The sequence below is a fragment of the Streptomyces sp. NPDC049585 genome, assembly GCF_040675615.1.
Taxonomy (GTDB): Bacteria; Actinomycetota; Actinomycetes; order Streptomycetales; family Streptomycetaceae; genus Streptomyces; species Streptomyces luteosporeus.
Genome location: NZ_JBFAPE010000049.1, coordinates 1 through 19,339, shown reverse-complemented (window position 1 = coordinate 19,339; position 19,339 = coordinate 1). Strand labels below are relative to the sequence as shown.

The following is a 19,339-nucleotide window of genomic DNA, read 5'->3' as shown; positions in this document are numbered from 1 at the left end:
TCGTTACTCCTTGGCGTGGACGGGCAGGCCGTCGGGGACGGTCACGGCGCGCTCGGCGAGGACGAGTTCGCGGTGCGGGACGGGGGCGGGGGCCGGGGCCGGGGCGGCGGCAGCGCGCCGGGCCGGGGCGAGGGAGGTCACCGCGACGCAGGCCAGGGCGGCGGCGGCCACCGTCAGGGGCAGGGCGAGGTCGTGGGAGACGACGGCTGCGGAGATCAGGGGGGCGGCGAGCAGCCCGGCGGAGCGCACGGTCTCCACGGCGGTGAAGGCGGGGCCGGCGGTGCCGGTGGAGTGGAACATGCGCATCTCCACGGCCACCTGGGCCAGGCCCAGGCCCAGCCCGGCCACCAGCCGGCCGCACACCAGCGACGGCAGTGAGGTGGCGGCGTACTGCCACAGGAAGCCGCCCGCGCACACCAGGGCGGCGACCGGCAGCAGCCGGTGGCCGAACCGGTCGTGGCAGCGGCGGGCGAACGGCAGGGTGATCAGGGCGCCGACGCTGGGCAGGAAGAACAGCACGGCGCCGCCGGTGGAGCCGCTGCCCAGGCTCTCGGCGAACTCGGTGAAGAACGGCCGGGCCACGGCGAGCGCGAAGTCGAAGGCCACGCCGATCAGGGCGGCCCGGGCCAGCAGCGCCCAGCGGCTGCGGCCGCCGGCGGCCGGGGCGGCGGGGGCCGGGGCGGGCTCGTCCTCGCGCGCGGGCAGCCGGCGCAGCACCCGCAGGATGAGCACGGCGAGGACGACGTCGACCACCGCGAAGGCGGACACGCCCAGGCGCGGGTCGGGCAGGGCCAGCACGCCGGCGCCCACCAGGGTGGCCGCCACGGCGGCGACGTGGAAGACGACGACGATGGAGCGGACGGCGGCCAGTTCGGCGTGCTCGGCGTCGCTCTGCTCCTCGGCCGCCTTGCGGGTGTGCTCGGCGATGAAGGCCGGGTAGGCCAGCAGCAGCGCGGCGTTGGCGGCGACGGAGGCCGCCGACAGTGCGGTGAAGGCGGCGTAGCTGGGCGCGAAGCCGAGGACGAGGTCCACCGCGGCGGCGGCGCACAGTCCGGTGGCCACGAGCTGGTGCAGGGGCCGGCGGCGGGCCGCCAGCCCCCACAGCGGCAGGGCGACGAGCCCCACGATGCGGCAGGTCCACAGGTACAGCCCCGTCGCCCCGGGGTCGTCGACGCCGTACAGGCGCTCGAAGAGCTGGGGCAGGAAGGGGGCCAGGGCGGTCTCGGCTATGAGGTAGAGGGCTATCACCGCGATCAGGACGGCCCGCAGCGGCAGGCCCGATCGCGCGGGGGCCGCTCCCCCGGCCTGCCGGGCCGCGCTCATCGCAGGGTCCCGACCGGGTCGGCGTGGTGCGGGGCCGTGGCGGGTGCCGTCGCGCCGGGGGCGCCGAAGGTGGTCCAGGCGGCGCGGTCGGGCACGGGCAGCACGGTGCGGCCGCACACGGTGTTGAGGATGGTGGCCGCGCGCCAGGCACCGAGGGTCAGGTCGGGGGCGCCCACGCCGTGGGTGTGCATCTCGGCGTTCTGGACGTAGAGGGTGCCGCCGACGCGCGGGTCGAGGCCGACGCGGTAGTGGCCGTCGACGCGGTAGCGGCCCTTGGGATCCCAGTCGACGAGGTCGGCGAGCGTGTCCAGGAAGGCGGGCCGGGTGGCGGCGTAGCCGGTGGCGGCGACGATCGCGGAGGTACGGAAGGTGAACTCGCGCTCCTGCGGGGCGTGGCGGCAGGTGAGCAGGTAGCCGTCGCCGTCCTCGCGGACGGCGACGAGCTCGACGCCGGGGTGCAGGTCGGCGCGGGGCCGGCCGCCGCCGATGGTGCGCTCGTACAGCTCGTCGTGGATGGCGCCGAGGGTGTCGGCGCTCACGCCCTTGTACAGCTGCCACTGCTCGCGGACCATCTGCTCGCGGCGGTCCTCGGGCAGGTGGCGGAAGTAGCGGATGTAGTCGGGGGTGAAGTGCTCCAGGCCGATCTTGGAGTACTCCATGGGCGCGAAGGCGGGGGTGCGGGCCAGCCAGCGGGTGAACGGCCCGCCCAGGCCCTCGCCGTCCTGGTGGCGGATGAGATCGAGGACGATCTCGGCGCCGGACTGGCCGGCCCCGATGACGGTGACGTCGTCGGCCGCGGCCAGGGCCGCGCGGTGGGTGCGGTAGTCGGCGCTGTGCAGGATGCGGCCGCGGTGGGCGTCGGTCAGCAGCGGTCGCAGCGGCTCGGGCACGACCGGGTTCGTACCGACCCCGAGGACGACCTGGCGGGCCAGGACGCGGGTGGTGGTGCCGTCGGCGCCGGCGTAGGTGACGGCGAAGGCGTCGGCGCTCTCGTCCCAGGCGACGGCGTCGACGCGGGCGCCGAAGCGGCAGGAGGGCAGGCGTTCGGCGACCCAGCGGCAGTAGTGGTCGTACTCGCGGCGCGGGATGAGGAAGCGCTCGGAGAAGAAGAAGGGGAACATCCGCTCGTGGCAGCGCAGGTAGTTCAGGTACGACCAGGGGCTGGTGGGATCGGCCATGGTCACCAGGTCGGCGAGGAAGGGCACCTGCAGCGTGGTGCCCTCCATGAGCAGGCCGGGGTGCCAGGAGAAGGCGGGCCTGGCGTCGAGGAAGAGGGCGTTCAGGCCGCTCACGCCGTCCGCGAGGGCGGCCAGCGACAGGTTGAACGGACCGATGCCGACGCCGAGAAGGTCGTAAGGGGTGTTCTCGCTCACCGCAGGGCCTCCGCGAGGGGGTTGGGAAGGTCGATGTAGACGGACTGGGTGTGCACGTCGCCGACGAGTTCGTCGAGCCCGTCCACGCAGGTGAGGTAGTTGCCCTTGCAGCGCAGGACGGGCGCGTCCAGGAGCAGGCCGAGCAGGCCCTTGGCGCCGGGCTCGGTGGCGCGCAGCCGCTCCAGGCGGGCGCGCAGCACGCGCAGCAGGTCCTCCTCGGCGGCCAGCTGCTGGGCGCCCAGGGAGCCGATGAGGCCGAGGAGGTTGCTGATGTAGAGGTAGTAGCCGACGCGTTCGTCGACGAAGGCGTCGTCGAAGACGAGCTCGACGTCGTCGGTGGCGCCGGGCAGCAGCCGCTCGATCTCGGCGGCGCGCGAGCGGGCGAGGTAGTAGCCCTGGCTGTCGCGGTACCAGCCGGCGGTGGGCAGACCGTCCTCGCCGAGGGCGACGAGGGTGTTCTGGTGGTGCGGCTCCAGGGCGATGCCGTACCGGGCCTGGAGGCGGATCAGCGGGACGGCGAGCACGTCGAGGTAGTACTCCAGCCAGCGCGCGGCCGCCTCGGCGACAGTGGTGCCGTGGGTGCGCGCGGCCCGCTCGACGGCCTCGGCGAGCAGGGTGCGGTGCCTCGGTGCACTGCCGTCGCCGGGGCCGGTGCGCTCGGCGAGCAGCCCGGCGACGCACAGGCCCTCGCCGGCGCCACCGCGGAAGGGGTTGTCGCGCAGGGCGGTCTCCAGGCCGGTCTCGGCGCCGGAGGTGCCGGCGGAGATCCAGGCGAAGTCGCGCAGGATCGCGAAGTCGGGGTGCTCGGCGCGCAGCCAGTCGGCGGGTCCGGCGGCCAGCAGCCGGGCGGCGCCGACGCCCAGGCGCATCTCGCCGCGCAGGTTGTTGCGGCGGGAGTTGGTGATGCGCATGCCGAGGGAGAGCTTGAGCATCACGTCGGCGTCCGGGCGGTGGACGGTGCGCACGGAGGACGTGGGGTGCCAGGGCGCGCCGCCGGGGCCGAGCGGGGTCAGCAGCCCGTCCTCGACCAGGGCGCGCACCTCCGGGCGGCGCAGCACCTCGCGGGCCTGCCAGGGGTGGGCGGGGACGGGCACGGTGCCCTCGGGCAGCGCGACGCCGGCGGCCAGCGGGCGCAGCAGGTCGGCGACGGGCCGGCCGTCGAAGGTGCCGCCGGCCACGACGTCGGGGTGGGCGGCGAACCAGTGCAGGGCGAAGGAGCCGCGCAGCTCGGGCGAGTAGGCGGCCAGTTCGTCCTCGGAGGCCTCCTCGCGGCTCTTGGGGGCCGGGTGGAAGGGGTGGCCGAGCAGGAGGGCCTGTTCGGCGTCGAGGAAGGGGGTGGGGCCGGTGGTGCCGGCCGCCTCGGCGCGGCGGGCGGCGAGGTGGGCGGCGACGCGGCCGGCGGAGTTCAGGACCCGGCCGACGGCATCGGCGCCCAGGTGGGCGGCCAGCCCGCGGCCGGTGGTGGACTCGCGGATCGCTGCGGCGGCCACCAGGGCGGCGTCGGCCGGTGCGGGGGCGGGTCCGGTGCCGTCGACGACGGGCTCGCCGAAGCGGTGCCAGCCGGTGGCCGAGCGGTGGCGGACGGGCACGCGCAGCCGCAGGGCGCTGGCGGGGAAGTCGAGCAGCATCTCGGTGCCGGCGGCGGGCACGTCGGTGGCGCTCTCGCGGACGTAGGCGCGCAGCAGCGTCTCGGTGGCGGCGAAGTCGGCGGCCTGCCGGGCGTCGGGGTGGTCGAGCGGATCCGGTACCGGGGCCGTGGGCGGGTTCGGCGGGAGGGTCATCGCGGGTGCTTTCGGGCGGCGTGGGCGTCAGAGCAGGATGCGGTCGGCGACGGGGTGGCCGAGGAAGGAGTGCATGGCGAACTCCCAGCCGTAGGAGCCGGCGCAGGGGAAGACGGCGATGTCGCCGGCGCGCACGCGCTGGACGCGCACGTCGCGCAGCAGGGTGTCCTCGGGGGTGCACAGTTCGCCGACGAACGTCACGGGGACGTCGGCGGCCTCGGGGCGCGGGCAGCCCTCGGGCCAGTCCTCGACGGGCAGGACGGCGACGTTGTGGACGATGTCCCAGGATGTGGGCAGCTGGAAGTGGTTGATGCCGCCGCGCAGGGCGGCGAAGGAGGTGCCGTAGGAGTGCTTGACGTCGGTGACCTCGGCGGCGTACCAGCCGCAGTCGGCGACGAGGAAGCGGCCGGGCTCCAGGGCGACCTTGACGCCGCCGGGGGGCGGGGTGGCGGCCAGGAGTTCGCCGAAGCGGGCCGCGTCGAAGGGCCGTTCGTCCTTGAAGTCGGCCTCGAAGGCGACGCCGATGCCGCCGCCGGCGTCGATGTGGCGCAGGTCGATGCCGTGCTCGACGGCGGTGGCCACGCTCCACTCGATGCACCAGCGCAGGTAGGCGGCGTGGGTGGTGGCGTCGAGGTTGTTGGAGGCGGCGTGGATGTGGAAGCCGACGAGGTCGATGCCGGGCAGCTTCATGGCCAGCCGCACGGCCTCGGCGACGTCGGGCTCGGGTATGCCGAACTGCGAGGCCTCCCCGCCCATGTGGAGGGAGCCGGTGACGGGTATCTCGGCGGGGTTGACGCGCAGGGCGACGCGGGCGGTGGTGCCGAGCTCGCCGGCGATGCGGCTGATGCGGTGCAGTTCGAGGGGGCTCTCGGCGTTGATGGCCTCGACGCCGGCCTCGACCAGACCGGTCAGGACGGGCACGGACTTGGCGGGGCCGGCGGCCACGACCGGGGCCGGGGCGCCGGGGGCGGCGGGCTTGGCGGCGGTGGCGAGGGCCAGTTCGGACAGCGAGGCGACCTCGAAGCCGTCGACGTGCGGGGCGAGGGCGCCGACGATGCCGGGGAAGGAGTTGGCCTTGACGGCGTAGTAGACCGAGGCCCACTCGGGCAGGGCCGCACGCAGCTCGCGGGCGCGGGCGGCGGCGACGTCGCCGTCGTAGACGTAGGCCGCGACGGGGTCGCCGCTGCGGGCGAGGTCGAGCAGGCGGCGCTGCACGCGTGCCGGGAGGACGTCCTGGGCGTGGGCGGTGCGGGGTGCGGCGGACGGCGGGAGTTCTATGGACACGGCGGCTGCCTTGCTGCTTCGAGTGACGGGCGTACGTACGTGATGCGGGGGCGCTGGCGCTCGGCCTTGCGGGGATGGCCGGGGTGTCCGGCGGCATCCGGACACCCCGGCCAAGTTAGGCGAGCCTAAGCTAATTCATATAATGCGACTTTCCAAGCCGAACCGGCGCCCCCCGTAGGGGCGCGGGGAACTGCGCGACAAGCCACGACGCGCCTGCAGCCGCAGTGCCGCGCCGCGCCCCGGGGCCCCGGACGGTGCATTCGTCTGCGGGCCGTCGGTGGCCGATCGCGCCCACGCGGCGGCAGCCGCAGATCGACACTGTCCCGCGCCCCTGACGGGGCGCCGGACACGCTCTGAGCCGCGAACGCGGCTACGCGGCTACGCCGCCAGCGTGGCCGGGGCCAGGCGTTCGGCCTGCTCGGCGACGAGCTCCAGCAGGCCGGCCAAGTCCTGCGCCGTCGTGCTCGGGTGAAGCAGCGTCACCTTCAGCCACAGTCGCTGCCGGCCGTCACCGTCCGCCACCGTGGCACGGCCGAGGACGGCCCGGCCCTCGGCGAGCAGGTCGCGGCGGACGGCGGCGACGAGTTCGTCGCCGTCCGCGTCGGGCAGTGCGTCCGCGGCCGCCGGCCGGAACAGCACGGTGCTGATGCCGATGTCGCCGGGGCGACGGCGCAGGGCCGGGTGCTCGTCGACGGCCCGGGCGACGTCGGCCGCCGTCTGCACGCAGTGCTCCACCATGGCGCCCAGGCCGCGGCGGCCCAGGGCGCGCAGGGTGGTGGCGATCTTCAGGACGTCGGGGCGGCGCGAGGTCCTGATGGAGCGGCCCAGCAGGTCGGGCAGGCCCGCCTCGGTGTCGTCGTCGGCGTTGAGGTAGTCGGCGGTCAGGGCCAGCGGTTCCAGCACCTGCGCGTCGGCGACGGCGAGGACGCCGGCGGCGACGGGCTGCCAGCCGAGCTTGTGCAGGTCGTAGGTCACCGACACCGCGTGTTCGATGCCGGCCAGGCGGGGTGCCAGCTTGTCGCTGAAGAGCAGCGGTCCGCCGTAGGCGGCGTCGACGTGGAGCTCGGCGCCGTGGAAGCGCGCCACCTCGGCGATTTCGGGCAGCGGGTCGATCAGGCCTTCGTCGGTGGTGCCGGCGGTGGCGACGACCAGGGCCGGGCCCGCGCAGTCGACCAGTGCCCGGTCCAGGGCGGCGGGGCTCATGCGCCCACCGGGGCAGTCGACGACGACCGGCGTGGGCAGGCCCAGCATCCAGGCGGCGCGGCGCACGCTGTGGTGGGCGTTGGCGCCGACGAGTACCTGCACCGTACGGGCGCCGGTGGCGCGGGCCCGCTCGCGGCCCAGCAGCAGGGCGACGAGGTTGGACTCGGTGCCACCACTGGTGATGACCGCGTCGGGGGCCGGGTGGTGGGGGTGGACGAGGCGGGCGAGGGCGGTGGTGACCTCCGCTTCGATGACCGCGGCGGCCGGCGCCTGGTCCCAGGAGTCCATCGAGGGGTTGAGCGCGGAGGCGACGAGGTCGGCGGCCGCGGCGACGGCGAGCGGCGGGCAGTGCAGGTGGGCCACGCAGTGCGGGTCGGAGGGGTCGGCCGCGCCCTCGGCGGCGGCGCGGGCCACGTCGTACAGCGCGTCGGCCGCGCCGACGCCCTCCTCGGGCAGGACGGGGGTGCACAGGGCGCGGGTGCGGGCGGCGACCTGCTCGGGGCCGCCGGCGGGCAGGGGGCCGCCGCGGGCGGCGGCGCCGTCGGCGAGCGCGTCGAGTGCGATGGAGGCGAGCTTGCGCAGGGCGTAGGGGGAGGCGGGGTCGGCGACGGCGTCGGCGCGGGTGGTCTCGTTCACGCGGCACGCTCCGCGGTGACGGCGGCGAGCGATTCGGCGATACGGCCGAGCACGGAGTCGGCCTGCTCGTCGGTGAGGACGAGCGGGGGCAGCAGGCGCAGCACGGCGTCGCCGCGGCCGCCGAGTTCGCAGATCAGGCCGCGCTCCAGGCAGGCCTGCTGCACGGCGCGGGCGAAGGTGCCGTCGCCGGGCAGGGAGCCGAGGGCGTCGGGGGCGGCAGTGGGGTCGACGAGTTCGGCGCCGATCATCAGGCCGCGGCCGCGCACCTCGCCGATCTGCGGGTGGGCGGTGGCCAGTTCGCGCAGGCCGGCGCGCAGGCGCTCGCCGAGTTTGGCGGCGCGCTCGGCCAGTTGCTGCTCGGCGACCGTGCGCAGGGTGATCTCGCCGGCGACCATGGCGAGGGTGTTGCCGCGGAAGGTGCCGGTGTGGTCGCCGGGCTGCCAGGTGTCGAGGTCGGGGCGGTAGGCGATCAGGGCGAGCGGCAGGCCGCCGCCGACGGCCTTGGAGGTGACGAGGATGTCGGGGGTGATGCCGGCGCGTTCGCAGGCCCAGAAGTCGCCGGTGCGGCCGATGCCGGTCTGGACCTCGTCGATGATGAGGAGGATGCCGTGTTCGGCGGTGATGCGGCGTACTTCGCGCAGCCAGGCGTCGGGGCCGGGGACGACGCCGCCCTCGCCCTGGACGACTTCGAGGATGACGGCGGCGGGCCTGCCCACGCCGCTGGAGGGGTCGGTGATGTAGGACTCCATCAGGCGGGCGGAGAGTTCGCCGGCCTGTTCGGCGCCGACGCCGAAGGGGCAGCGGTAGCCGTAGGGGTAGGGCAGCCGGGTGACGGGCTGGGTCTCGGCCGGGCCGAACTCGGCCGCGCCGCGGCGCATCCGGCCGGGGCCGGAGACGGAGGAGGCGCCGAGGGTCATGCCGTGGTAGGCGCCGGTGAAGGCGAATATTCCCTGCCGGCCGGTGGCGTTGCGGGCCAGCTTGAGGGCGGCTTCGACGGCGTCGGTGCCGGCGGGGCTGCAGAAGTGCAGTTTGGCGTTGTTGTTCAGGGTGCCCGGCAGCCGCTTGAGGAGTTCCTCGCTGAAGGCGTCCTTCTGCGGGGTGATCATGTCGAGGGCGTGCAGCGGGGCGGCGGAGCCGATGACCTTCTGCAGGCCGGCGATGACGTCCGGGTGGTTGTGGCCGAGGGCGAGGGTGCCCGCTCCGGAGAGGCAGTCGAGGTACGTGCGGCCGTCGGCACCGGTCACCTCGGCGCCGGCGGCGGCGACGGGCGCCACCGGGATGGACCGGGCGTAGGTGCGGGCAGCGGACTCACGTTGCGCCTGTCGGTCGAGGAGACGAGCACGCAGCATGGCGGGATCCTTCGGTCACGAGCGGGGTGGGCAGGCAGGGCGGCGCCGGTGGGCGGGAGCGGTTTCCCGCCACCCACCGACTTAGGTAAGGCTAACCTACCAAATCATGGCCGTGATCCCGCCCCGCCCGCGCCTCACGCCCCGTCAGCCGCCGTACGGGCGTGCCGGCTCAGCGGGATGACCAGCGGGGCACCGGTCTCCTCGTCGTGGCGCACCCGGGCGGCCAGCCCGAAGACCTCCTGCACCAGCTGCTCGGTGAGCACCTCGGCGGGCGCGCCCTGGGCCACCACGCGCCCGTCCTTCATCGCCACCAGCCGGTCGGCGTACCGGGCGGCCAGCGAGAGGTCGTGCAGCACCACGACGACCGTGCGGCCCGTGGTCAGGTGCAGCTCCCGCACCAGGTCGAGGACCTCGATCTGGTGGGCGAGGTCGAGGTGGTTGGTGGGCTCGTCCAGCAGCAGCAGCTCGGTCTGCTGGGCCAGCGTCATGGCGATCCAGGCGCGCTGGCGCTGGCCGCCGGAGAGCTCCTCCAGCGTCCGCCCGGCCAGCTCGTACATGCCGGTGGCCCGCAGCGCCTCGGCGACCGCCGCCTCGTCGTCGGAGGACCAGCGCCGGTACCAGCTCTGGTGGGGGTGCCGCCCGCGCGCCACCAGGTCGGCCACGGTCAGCCCTTCGGGCGCGGCCGGGGACTGCGGGAGCAGGCCCACGCGCTCGGCCACCTCGCGGGTGGGGATGCGGTGGATCGGCGTGCCGTCCAGCAGGACGTGCCCGGCGGTGGGCTTCATCAGCCGGCCGAACGCCCGCAGGAGGGTGGACTTGCCGCAGCCGTTGGGCCCGATGACGGCGGTGATGCCGCCGTCGGGGACGTCGAGGTCCAGCTCCCGGACGACGGCCCGGTCCCCGTAGGCGAGCGTGAGGCCCTCGGCCCGCAGGCGCACCCGGCGCCCGGCGCCGTCGCGGGCGGGGGACGCTGCGGGGGTGCGGGTGATCTCGGTCATGACGTGCGGGCCCTTCCGCTCCGAATGAGCAAGTACAGCAGGTACGGGGCGCCCAGTGCGGCGGTGAGGATGCCGACGGGCAGTTCGATGCTTCCGAAGGCGGTACGGCCGAGCACGTCGGCCCACACCGTCACCGCGGCGCCGATCAGGGCCGAGGCGAGCAGCGGCGGGGTACCGGTGCGCACGAGACGGACCGCCAGCTGCGGGCAGGCCAGGGCGACGAAGGCGATCGGACCGGCGGCCGCGGTCGCGGCGGCGGTCAGCAGCACGGCCGTGAACAGCAGCGCGACGCGCGTCGCGGTCATCCGGACGCCCAGGCCGCGGGCGGTGTCCTCGTCGAAGACGAGCGCGCCGAACGGGAAGGACAGCATCAGGGCCACGGGGCCGAGGACCGCGAGCGTCCACAGGGCCGGGCGCATCGACTCCCACGAGGCACCGTTGAGGCTGCCGTTGAGCCACAGCAGCGCCCGGCCCGCGTCGACGATGTCGGCCTTGAGCAGCAGCCACGACAGCACGCTGGTCAGGACGGCGTTGACGCCCACGCCCACGAGCAGCACCCGGTAGCCGGACAGGCCGCGCCGCACGGCGAGCAGGTAGACGGCGACGGCCGCCAGCAGGCCGCCGCCCATGGCCGCGGCGGGCAGGCCGGCCTCGGCCAGCGTGCCGCCGACGCCACCGCCCGTACCGCCGAGGACGATGACGGTCACCGCGCCCACGCCGGAGCCGGCGGTGATGCCGAGGATGTCGGGGCTGGCCAGCGGGTTGCGGGCGAGCCCCTGGACGACGGCACCGGCCAGCGCGAGCGAGGCGCCGACCACGGCGCCGGTCACCGAACGGGGCAGGCGCAGGTCGAGGACGACCATGCGGCTGGTCTCGTCGCCGGCGCCCAGCAGGGCCTTGGCCACGTCCCCGAGAGGGATGCCGACGTCCCCGCGTCCGCAGCCCACGAGCGTGCCGAGCAGCAGCACGGCCAGGGCAAGCAGCGGCACGACGAGGGTGCGCGGCCGCCAGACCGCGGAGAGGGGGCCCGCCCGCAGGGGGGAGCGCCCGGGAACGGCCGTCGTTTCCTGCACGCTGCTCACATCCGCACCACTTGCATCCGCACTGCTCATATCCGGACTGCTCATATCCGCACCGCCTGGCGGCGGCGGACGAGATGGATGAAGACCGGCGCCCCGATGAGCGCGAGCATGATGCCCACCTGGAGCTCCCCCGGGCGCGCCACCAGCCGCCCGAGGGTGTCCGCGACCAGCATCAGGACCGCGCCGATGAGCGCGGCCTGGGCGGTGATCCAGCGGTAGTCGGGGCCGGAGAGGTGGCGGGCGATGTGGGTGCCCACCAGTCCGACGAAGCCGATCGGTCCGCACAGGGCCACTGCCGTGCCCGTCAGCAGGGTGATGGCGGCCATGCCCACGGCCCGGTTGAGTCCGATGCGCACGCCGAGCATGCGGGCCACGTCCTCGCCGAGGGAGAGGGCGTTGAGGCCGGGGGTATTGAGCGCGGCGAGGACGAGGCCGGTGGCGATGAAGGGCAGGGCGTCGGCCACCAGGCTCAGCGGTTGGCCGCTGACGGAGCCCACCGTCCAGAAGCGGTAGGTCTCCAGCGCCTGCCGGTCGAAGAGCACCATGCCGGCGGTCAGCGCCGTGAACAGCGCGTGCGCCGCGGCCCCGGCCAGGGCGAGGGTCACGGGCGTGGCGCCGCCGCGGGTGAGCGCGCCGACCGTGTACACGGCCGTGCCGGCGAGCGCGGCGCCGAGGAAGCCGAACCACACGTATCCGTACAGGCTGCTGACGCCGACGAGGAAGAGCGAGGCCACCACGCCCGCGCCGGCGCCGGCGCTGATGCCGAGCACCACCGGGTCGGCGATGGGGTTGCGGGTGTGGCCCTGCATCAGGGCCCCGGCCGCGCCGAGCGCGAGGCCGGCCACGAGGGCGGTCACGGTGCGCGGCATGCGCAGGGAGCGCACGATGATGTCGCCCTCGCGGCCCGAGGGGCTCCACAGTCCGTGCCACACCTGGCCGGGCCCGAGCGGTTCGGCGCCGAACGCGATGCTCAGGAGCACCGCCAGGAGCAGTGCTCCGGCCAGTCCAACGGTCCACAGCCGGCGGCTTCCTGCCCTTTCGGACGCAACCTGCCTGATTTCCCTCTGTACGGGTCGCGCAGGTAGCGCTTCGGTCACGATCCCCTCCCCGCGTCTTTCGGTCACTTAGGTGAGCCTATCCTTAGGACCGCACAACGCGCACAGAGAAGGGACCCCCGTGATGAGAGCCCGTTGGCTCAGCCGCTTCGGCCGTACCGTCGGCGCCGTCGCCGTGACCGCAGGTCTGCTCGCCACCGCCGCCTGCGGCGGCGGCTCGGACAAGAATACGGACGATCAGGGCGGCAAGGGCACGGCCGCCTCGGGCACCGCCTTCCCGCGCACGATCGAACACGCCATGGGCAAGACGAAGCTGGGGCAGGCGCCCAAGCGCATCGTCGCGCTCGACATGACGTTCGTGGACGCCGCACTGGCCCTGCAGGGCAACGTCGTCGGCTACACCACCCTCGCCTCCCCCGACGAGAAGCTGCCCGCGTACTTCGGCAAGGACGCGGCCACGTACGGCGGCAGCGCAAAGTCGGTCGGCATGCTGGAGGAGCCCAGCCTGGAGAAGATCAAGGTCCTCAAGCCGGACCTGATCCTGTCGGCGAAGGTCCGTCACGAGAAGCTCTACAACCAGCTGTCGGCCATCGCGCCCACCGTCTTCACCGAGGACACCGGCGCGACCTGGAAGGACAACCTCAAGCTGGTCGGCAAGGCGCTCGGCAAGGAGAAGCTCGCCGACGAGAAGATCGCCGCGTACGACAAGCGCGCCAAGGCGATCGGCGACGCGGTCCGCAAGAAGAAGGGCTCCAACCCCTCGGTCTCCGTGGTGCGTTTCCTCGACGGCCCGACGCGCCTGTACAAGGAGGACACCTACATCGGCGTCATCCTCAAGGACCTCGGCTTCGACAAGCCGCAGGACGCCAAGGGCACCGGCTTCAACGCCGACATCTCCGAGGAGCAGATCAAGAAGGTCGACGCGGACGACATCTTCGTCACCGCCTACCCCGACCCGTCGGGGGCCGGCACGAAGAACAAGGAGAAGTTCCAGGCGAACCCGCTGTGGAAGCAGCTGAAGGGCCAGGTCCACGAGGTCGACGACACCACGTGGATGCTCGCCGTGGGCCTGTACGGCGCCGAGGCCGTCCTCGACGACGTCGCCAAGACGTACGGGGTGGACGCCGCCCGCGCCTGACGCGGCGACAGCACACCGCGACAACACGGCGATGGCCGGGCTCCCGAGGGAGGCCCGGCCATCGCCGTGCGCCGTTCCGCGTGCGCCGTTCCGCGTGCGTCGTTCAGGGGCGCTTGCGGCGCGGGCAGGTCGGGCAGACGGTCTGCGGGGTGATGGTGTACCACATGCAGCAGTTCACGCGCGTACGGGTGGACTCGCCGACCGCCTCCGCCTCGGGGTCGCCGCACGAGGGACGGAACCCGGCCGCGCCCACGAACGGCGCGGTGCTGCCCGGCAGCAGCCGCTCGGCCGCGGCCACCGCCCGGCCCTCCTGCCCGATGAGCCGGCCCAGGTACCAGATGCCCTCGGCCAGTTCGTCGGTGGCCAGCCCCCACACGGCGCGGGGGCCGCGGCGCAGCAGCGGACGGAAGGCCTCCAGAACCGGCCCGAGGTGGTGGGCCACCGCACCGCGCAGCTCCGTGCGCAGCGCCTCCTCGTCCGCGACGACGCGAAAGCCCGGCAGGCCGGCGGCGGGGTCGTCCGGCAGGCAGGAGAGGTAGGAGGGGGAGACGGTCAGCGTGGCGGAGGCCGGGTCGTACCCGACGCCGCCGGGTCCGACCCAGGGCACGCGCCGCTCCAGGAACCAGGGGCCGCTCATGGTGACGGCGGCGAAGAAGGCGTACTGGTGCAGCACGTCGAGGGCCGCGACGTCGCGCCGGGGCGCGGTGCCGTGGCCCTCCTCGATCCTGCGGGCGGAGGCCTCGACCAGCCACTCGCGCAGCGCCTCGTCCTTGACGAGGCGTTCGGCGGTGACGGGGTCGCCGTCGATACCGGCGCCGGCCCGCACCCGGACGACCGGGCCGAGCGCCTCCGCCACCTGGGCGTAGGTCTCCTGGAGCACACCGGCCCAGGCGGGCGCGCCGAGCGCACCGGCCGTCCGGGAAGGAGCGACTGCCACCGCCACGAGGACCCCCTGCGCACGACTCGACACGGGCTTCGAATAGGTAAGCCTTACCTTAACAGTAGCGATCTCCCCATGCGCCACCCTGCCCTTTCAACCCCTCCGCCTCGAACATCGTCGCGGCGGATATATATGCGATTCACCTCATGAATACGCAGATGAGCGTATTGTCGTACCGCCGGGGTTCGCTGCTACGTTTTTCGTAGCAGCGAACCTCCTTGCGTCGGGCAGGAGTTACGCCTGATGCAGGGCTGGTTCTCCCTCGCAAGAAAGAGGAGAAGCTCATGAAGAAGGCGTACGAGGCCCCCACCCTGACGCGGCGCGGCGACTTCCGCACCGAGACCGGTCTGCTGGGCACCCACGGCAACGACCAGGTCCTCCTCAGCAAGCACCTCTGAGGCTGGGAAGCTGATCGCAGGCCATGCCACCCTCGCGTGATCACGTAGAGGCGGCCTGCGGGGGCGTGTCCTTCACAGTCCTGCCGGACTGTGAAGGCGCGCTTGCCGCGGCCCGTCGTCTGCCCCGCCGCCCCGGAACGCGCACCCTCGACCACCCCTCCGGCAGGCCCTGGATCACCGGGGAGTGGTCCGACGGCGAGTGCGTCGCCGTCACCACCCGGCGGGCCGCCCTGGCCGTACTGGGCTGCTGCCCCGTGGACGCCGACGTACTCCGACGCCACGCCGACCGGTTGACCGACCTCGCCCAGCTCGACGACCTCGCCCGCAGCCTGCCCGGCAACTTCCACCTCGCAGCCTGCCTCGACGGCCGGACCAAGATCCTGGGCACGGCCTCCGGCCTGCGCCTGCTCTTCCACACCATGCTCGACGGCGTCCACGCGGTCGCCACCGACGCCCGACTCCTCGCCGGCGCCACCGGAGCCGGCCCCGACCCACGCGAAGTGGCCGTCCGCCTGTTGTGGCCCGTCCCCCACCCCCTCTACGAAACCTCCCTCTGGCAGGGCGTCAGCGCCGTACCCCCGGGCCAGGCTGTGCACCTGTCACCCGACGGGCGAACCATCCGTACGTCCCGCTGGTGGACCCCGCCCGAACCGGTACGCACCCTCGCCGAAGGAGCGCCGCTGCTCCGCCAGGCGCTCACGGAGGCGGTCGACGCCCGGACCCGCCAGGGCGGCGTGGTCAGCTGCGACCTCTCCGGGGGCCTGGACTCCACATCCGTGTGCTTCCTGGCCGACCGCTCCCCCGCCCGCGTGGTCGCCAACACCTGGCCCGGCCGCGACCCGGCCGACGACGACCTGCACTGGGCCAAGCGCGCAATCGGATACCTGCCCGAGGTGGAGCACGTCGTCTGGGACGCCCACGCGTGCCCGCTGGTCTATACGGACCTGCTGGAGATCGACGACCCGATGGACGAGCCGACCATCGGCGTGATGGATCGTGCCCGGGTGCTGCAGCGCCTGCCCGGTCTACGGGACCGCGGCAGCCGGCTGCACCTGACCGGCATCGGCGGCGACCACATCGCCTGGTGCTCGGAGGCGTACTACCACCGGCTGCTGCGTCGGCGGCCGCTGTTCGCGCTGGGCCGGCTGCGCGGCTTCAAGGTCCTGTTCGCCTGGCCGCTGCGCGGCATGGTGCGCGCCCTGGCCGACTCCCGGCCGTACGACCGCTGGCTCGCCGACGCCACCGGCCGCCTGCGCGACCCCCTGCCGGAAGCCGTCGGCGGGACGCTGGGCTGGTCGGCCTCGCCCCGGCTGTTCAACTGGGTCACCGACGACGCCGCCGCACTCGTCCGCGACGCACTGACCGAGGCTGCGGCCGGCGCCCGCCCGCTGCACGCCGACCGCGGTCTCCACGCCGATCTGGAGGCGATCCGCACCTGCACCCGCATCGTCCGCCAGTGGGATGCCATGGCCGCCCGCGCCGGCCTGCCCATGGCCTCGCCGTTCTTCGACGACCGGGTCATCGAGGCGGCCCTGGCCGTCCGGCCCGCCGACCGGGTCACCCCCTGGGCGTACAAACCGCTGCTGACCTCGGCGATGCGCGGCGTCGTGCCCGACGAGTGCCTGCGCCGCACCAGCAAGGCCCAGGCGTCCATGGACGCCGCCGACGGACTGCGCGAACACCGCGGCGACCTGCTGGCCCTGTGGGAGGACTCCCACCTGGCCCGGATGGGGCTCGTCGACCATGAGGTTCTGCGCGCCCTGGCCCAGCGCCCGAACAGCCCCGGCCTGAAGGACGCGATCCTCTACTCCACCATCGCCTGCGAGGTGTGGCTGCGCAGCCTGGCCCGCAGCACCTGAGAGAACCCCGCGGCACCTAGAGAAGGGGTACCACACATGGCACTGCGGCTCGGAGCCGACGTCTGCACCGCCACCACCGCATACGGAACCGTCCTGCTGGACCAGCGCAGCGGGGAGTACTGGGAGCTCAACCCCACCGGCACCCTCGTCGTCCGTACGCTGCTGGAGGGCGGCGACGAGCAGGACGCGGTGGACGCACTCGTCGCGGAATTCGACATCGACCGCGACCAAGCGGCCCGGGACGTCTCCGCGCTCACCGAGCAACTGCGCAGCAGCGGGCTGGCGTCGTGAGCACCCCCAGCGCCCTGGCGCGCCCCGTCGGTGTGCCACTCGGGCACCGTCTGGCCGCCCGGGTCGTCCTGCTGCCCGCCCTGCTGCTGGCCCGGCTGCGCCCCCACCGCATCCGGGCCGTACTGAACGTCGTGCGCCGGGGCGCCGCACCGGCCGACGCCGGGCAGGCGCAGGCCGCCCGGGACGCGATATGCGCGGTCAGCCTGTACTGCGCCGGCCCGCGCGGCTGCCTGCCGCGCTCGGTGGGCGCCGCACTGCTGTGCCGGGTGTGGGGCGTATGGCCCACCTGGTGCGCGGGAGTCCGGGTGGTGCCGCCCTTCGCCGCCCATGCCTGGCTGGAGGCCGGTGGCCGGCCGGTGGGCGAAGGCGTGGGCGGCGACTACTTCGGCCGCCTGGTGGTGGTGGCACCCGCCGACCGGAACGCACCGTGAGCGGGCAGCTCGCCACCGGCGCCGACCCGCGCCCCGGCGAACCGGAGAGCCCTGCGCACAAGCCCTCGCCGGACGCCCGCCGCGGGACCGCCGGGGCCCTGGTCACCATGGTGCGTCTGACCGCCGGGCACCGGTCCGCCATCGCCGTCGCCTGCGTGCTGACCCTGGCCGGCTCCGCCATGGGCCTGGCCCAGCCGCTGCTGGCCCGGCACGTCATCGACGCGGCCGGCCACTCCGCCGTCACCGGACCCCTGCTGCTGCTCGCGGGGCTGTTCGTGGCGGAGGCCGTCACCGGGGCGGTCGGCCGCTTCCTGCTGGAACGCATGGGCGAAGGCGTGATCCGCACCCTGCGGCACGGCCTGGTCTCCCACCTGCTGCGCCTCGACATGCGCGAGTACGGCGAGCACCGCAGCGGCGACCTGATATCCCGCGTCACCGCCGACACCGGCGTCATCCGCGAGGCCACCGCCCAGGCCCTGGTCGACCTGGTCACCGGGCTGCTGGTCTCGGCCGGCGCGCTGGCGCTGATGGCCTGGATCGACCCCGTCCTGCTCCTGCTGGTCGCCGCCACCGTGGCCGCGGCGGCGGTCATCGTCACCTCGCTGTTGTCCGGCCTCCGCACCGCCTCCGAGCGCATCCAGGGGGCCGTCGGCGGCATCGCCGCCGACCTGGAGCGAGCGCTCGGCGCGCTGCCCATGGTGCGCGTCCACTGCGCCGAGGACCGCGAGACCGCCAGGATCGGCACCCGCGTCGACAGCGCGTACCGCGCCGGGGTGCACACCGCCAAGCTCGCCTCGTTCATGAACTCCGCCGTCGAGCTCGCCGTCCACGGATCGTTCCTCGTCGTCCTGGTCGTCGGCGGCATGCGTGTGGGCGCCGCCGACTCACTCGGCGAACTGGTGGCGTTCCTGCTGTACGCCTCCTACCTGTTCGTGCCGGTCTCGTCCGTCTTCCGCGCCCTCGGCCTCATCCAGCGCGGGATGGGCGCCTACGAGCGCGTCGACCAGGCCCTGGCCCTGCCCCGGGAGCCCGCCGGCCGCACCCGGCACCCCACCCCGCGCTCCGCGTCCCGGCCCGCCCAGGCCCTCACCCTGCGCGACGTCCACTTCGGCTACCGTCCCGGCCGGCCCGTCCTGCGCGGGGTGTCCCTGTCCGTACCGCACCGCGGCCAGATCGCGCTGGTGGGCCGCTCGGGCGCCGGCAAGACCACGATCTTCTCCCTCGCCGCCCGCTTCTACGAGCCGCAGGAGGGCGTCCTGCTCTTCGACGGACGGCCCGCCCCGGAGCTGACCCGCAGGGAATGCCGCGAGCGCATCGCGCTGGTCGACCAGAACACGCACGTCGTCCACGGCACCCTCCGGGACAACATCACCTACGCGGTGCCCGACGCCGACGCGGCCGAGGTCGACCGGGTGGTGCGACTCGCCAACCTCACGGACGTCGTCGAACGCCTCCCCGGCGGGCTGGCCTGCAACCTCGGCGAGCGCGGTGCCACCCTCTCCGGCGGCGAGCGCCAGCGCGTGGCCCTCGCCCGCGCCCTGCTGACCCGGCCGTCGCTGCTGCTGCTGGACGAGCCGACCTCCCACCTCGACGCGATCAACGAGGCGGCACTGAGCAAGGTCATGCGGGACATCGCCGGGGAATGCGCACTGCTGGTCATCGCCCACCGGCTCTCCACCGTCCAGAACGCCGACCGCATCTACGTGCTCGACGCGGGCCGCGTGATCGCCTGCGGTACGCACCTGGAACTGCTGCGGCGCAGCGCCGCGTACCGCGAACTGGCCGACGCCCAGACCCTGCGCGGCACCGGCCCGGATTCCGGCTCCGGTGGGTAGCGCTTTCTTCCGCGGAGGGTGAGCCGGAGGGGGCCGGGATGTGAGCCCGCCCATGAGAGGTGGATCACCTACGAAAGAGGGCCGTCGGCATCGGCCCACGTGGCGGCCGTGGGGTGTGGCCGGGGACGAAAAAGGGCCGTATTAGGGGGCTTTGCCAGGGGTTTCGAGCGCCGCTAACAATGGCTGAGTCGCACGGCGCCGTCCGATCGAGAACGGCGCTTCTTCATGCGCCGTCCGGGCTCGTGCGGCATCCCCGATCGAGAGGTTCAGCTCCTTCATGCGCTCCAACCACTCCGGCTATACCCGTCTGACCAAGACCCACAAGTTCATCGCTGCGGGCCTGACCGCCGCCGGCGCCACCGG

16 protein-coding genes are annotated in these 19,339 nt (G+C 74.2%); 6 read left to right on the top strand and 10 right to left on the bottom strand.

Annotated elements, in window-relative coordinates; all coding sequences use genetic code 11:
* Positions 1-3: 3 nt before the first annotated feature.
* From AB0K17_RS29030 to AB0K17_RS28990, 9 genes are all read right to left on the bottom strand, one after another.
* Positions 4-1,323, bottom strand: a complete 1,320-nt coding sequence (locus tag AB0K17_RS29030) for an MFS transporter (protein WP_365967443.1) — start codon at positions 1,321-1,323, stop codon at positions 4-6.
* Positions 1,320-2,696, bottom strand: coding sequence for a SidA/IucD/PvdA family monooxygenase (locus AB0K17_RS29025; protein WP_365967444.1), 1,377 nt, complete (start codon positions 2,694-2,696; stop codon positions 1,320-1,322). Before AB0K17_RS29025 ends, AB0K17_RS29030 begins: the two co-directional genes overlap by 4 nt.
* On the bottom strand, positions 2,693-4,477 hold the full coding sequence (locus AB0K17_RS29020; protein WP_365967445.1) for an IucA/IucC family protein: 1,785 nt from the start codon (positions 4,475-4,477) through the stop codon (positions 2,693-2,695). The genes AB0K17_RS29025 and AB0K17_RS29020 overlap by 4 nt, the downstream gene beginning before the upstream one ends.
* Positions 4,478-4,504: 27 nt before the next feature.
* Positions 4,505-5,761, bottom strand: a complete 1,257-nt coding sequence (locus AB0K17_RS29015; RefSeq protein ID WP_365967446.1) for an alanine racemase — start codon at positions 5,759-5,761, stop codon at positions 4,505-4,507.
* 378 nt (positions 5,762-6,139) lie between these two features.
* Positions 6,140-7,600 carry an aminotransferase class V-fold PLP-dependent enzyme gene (locus tag AB0K17_RS29010; RefSeq protein WP_365967447.1) on the bottom strand — a complete coding sequence of 487 codons (1,461 nt, stop codon included), beginning with the start codon at positions 7,598-7,600 and terminating at the stop codon, positions 6,140-6,142.
* Positions 7,597-8,949 (bottom strand): diaminobutyrate--2-oxoglutarate transaminase family protein, encoded by a 1,353-nt coding sequence (locus AB0K17_RS29005; RefSeq protein WP_365967448.1) that lies wholly within the window; start codon positions 8,947-8,949, stop codon positions 7,597-7,599. Before AB0K17_RS29005 ends, AB0K17_RS29010 begins: the two co-directional genes overlap by 4 nt.
* Positions 8,950-9,083: 134 nt before the next feature.
* Positions 9,084-9,947: an ABC transporter ATP-binding protein gene (locus AB0K17_RS29000; RefSeq protein WP_365967449.1), complete on the bottom strand. Its 864-nt coding sequence runs from the start codon at positions 9,945-9,947 to the stop codon at positions 9,084-9,086.
* On the bottom strand, positions 9,944-11,029 hold the full coding sequence (locus AB0K17_RS28995; protein WP_365967450.1) for an iron chelate uptake ABC transporter family permease subunit: 1,086 nt from the start codon (positions 11,027-11,029) through the stop codon (positions 9,944-9,946). The genes AB0K17_RS29000 and AB0K17_RS28995 overlap by 4 nt, the downstream gene beginning before the upstream one ends.
* Before the next feature lie 41 nt (positions 11,030-11,070).
* On the bottom strand, positions 11,071-12,009 hold the full coding sequence (locus AB0K17_RS28990) for an iron ABC transporter permease (RefSeq protein ID WP_365967451.1): 939 nt from the start codon (positions 12,007-12,009) through the stop codon (positions 11,071-11,073).
* A gap of 199 nt (positions 12,010-12,208) precedes the next feature.
* Here AB0K17_RS28990 and AB0K17_RS28985 point away from each other — a divergent pair, with 199 nt between their 5' ends.
* Entirely contained in the window at positions 12,209-13,222 is a 1,014-nt protein-coding gene (locus tag AB0K17_RS28985) for an iron-siderophore ABC transporter substrate-binding protein (protein ID WP_365967452.1), read from the top strand.
* 103 nt (positions 13,223-13,325) lie between these two features.
* Here the strand turns inward: AB0K17_RS28985 and AB0K17_RS28980 are convergent, their stop codons facing one another.
* Entirely contained in the window at positions 13,326-14,165 is an 840-nt protein-coding gene (locus tag AB0K17_RS28980; protein WP_365967453.1) for a (2Fe-2S)-binding protein, read from the bottom strand.
* 281 nt (positions 14,166-14,446) lie between these two features.
* Here AB0K17_RS28980 and AB0K17_RS28975 point away from each other — a divergent pair, with 281 nt between their 5' ends.
* From AB0K17_RS28975 to AB0K17_RS28955, 5 genes are all read left to right on the top strand, one after another.
* The gene (locus tag AB0K17_RS28975; protein WP_365967454.1) at positions 14,447-14,560 is read left to right on the top strand and encodes a keywimysin-related RiPP; all 114 of its coding nucleotides are present in this window, start codon (positions 14,447-14,449) and stop codon (positions 14,558-14,560) included.
* A gap of 65 nt (positions 14,561-14,625) precedes the next feature.
* Positions 14,626-16,419 (top strand): lasso peptide isopeptide bond-forming cyclase, encoded by a 1,794-nt coding sequence (locus AB0K17_RS28970; protein WP_365967455.1) that lies wholly within the window; start codon positions 14,626-14,628, stop codon positions 16,417-16,419.
* Between the two features lie 36 nt (positions 16,420-16,455).
* Complete coding sequence (locus AB0K17_RS28965) at positions 16,456-16,710, top strand: lasso peptide biosynthesis PqqD family chaperone (RefSeq protein ID WP_365967456.1); 255 nt, start codon at positions 16,456-16,458, stop codon at positions 16,708-16,710.
* Positions 16,707-17,141 carry a lasso peptide biosynthesis B2 protein gene (locus AB0K17_RS28960; protein ID WP_365967457.1) on the top strand — a complete coding sequence of 145 codons (435 nt, stop codon included), beginning with the start codon at positions 16,707-16,709 and terminating at the stop codon, positions 17,139-17,141. Before AB0K17_RS28965 ends, AB0K17_RS28960 begins: the two co-directional genes overlap by 4 nt.
* Positions 17,142-17,248: 107 nt before the next feature.
* Positions 17,249-18,976, top strand: coding sequence for an ABC transporter ATP-binding protein (locus tag AB0K17_RS28955; RefSeq protein ID WP_365967460.1), 1,728 nt, complete (start codon positions 17,249-17,251; stop codon positions 18,974-18,976).
* The last annotated feature ends 363 nt before the right edge of the window (positions 18,977-19,339 follow it).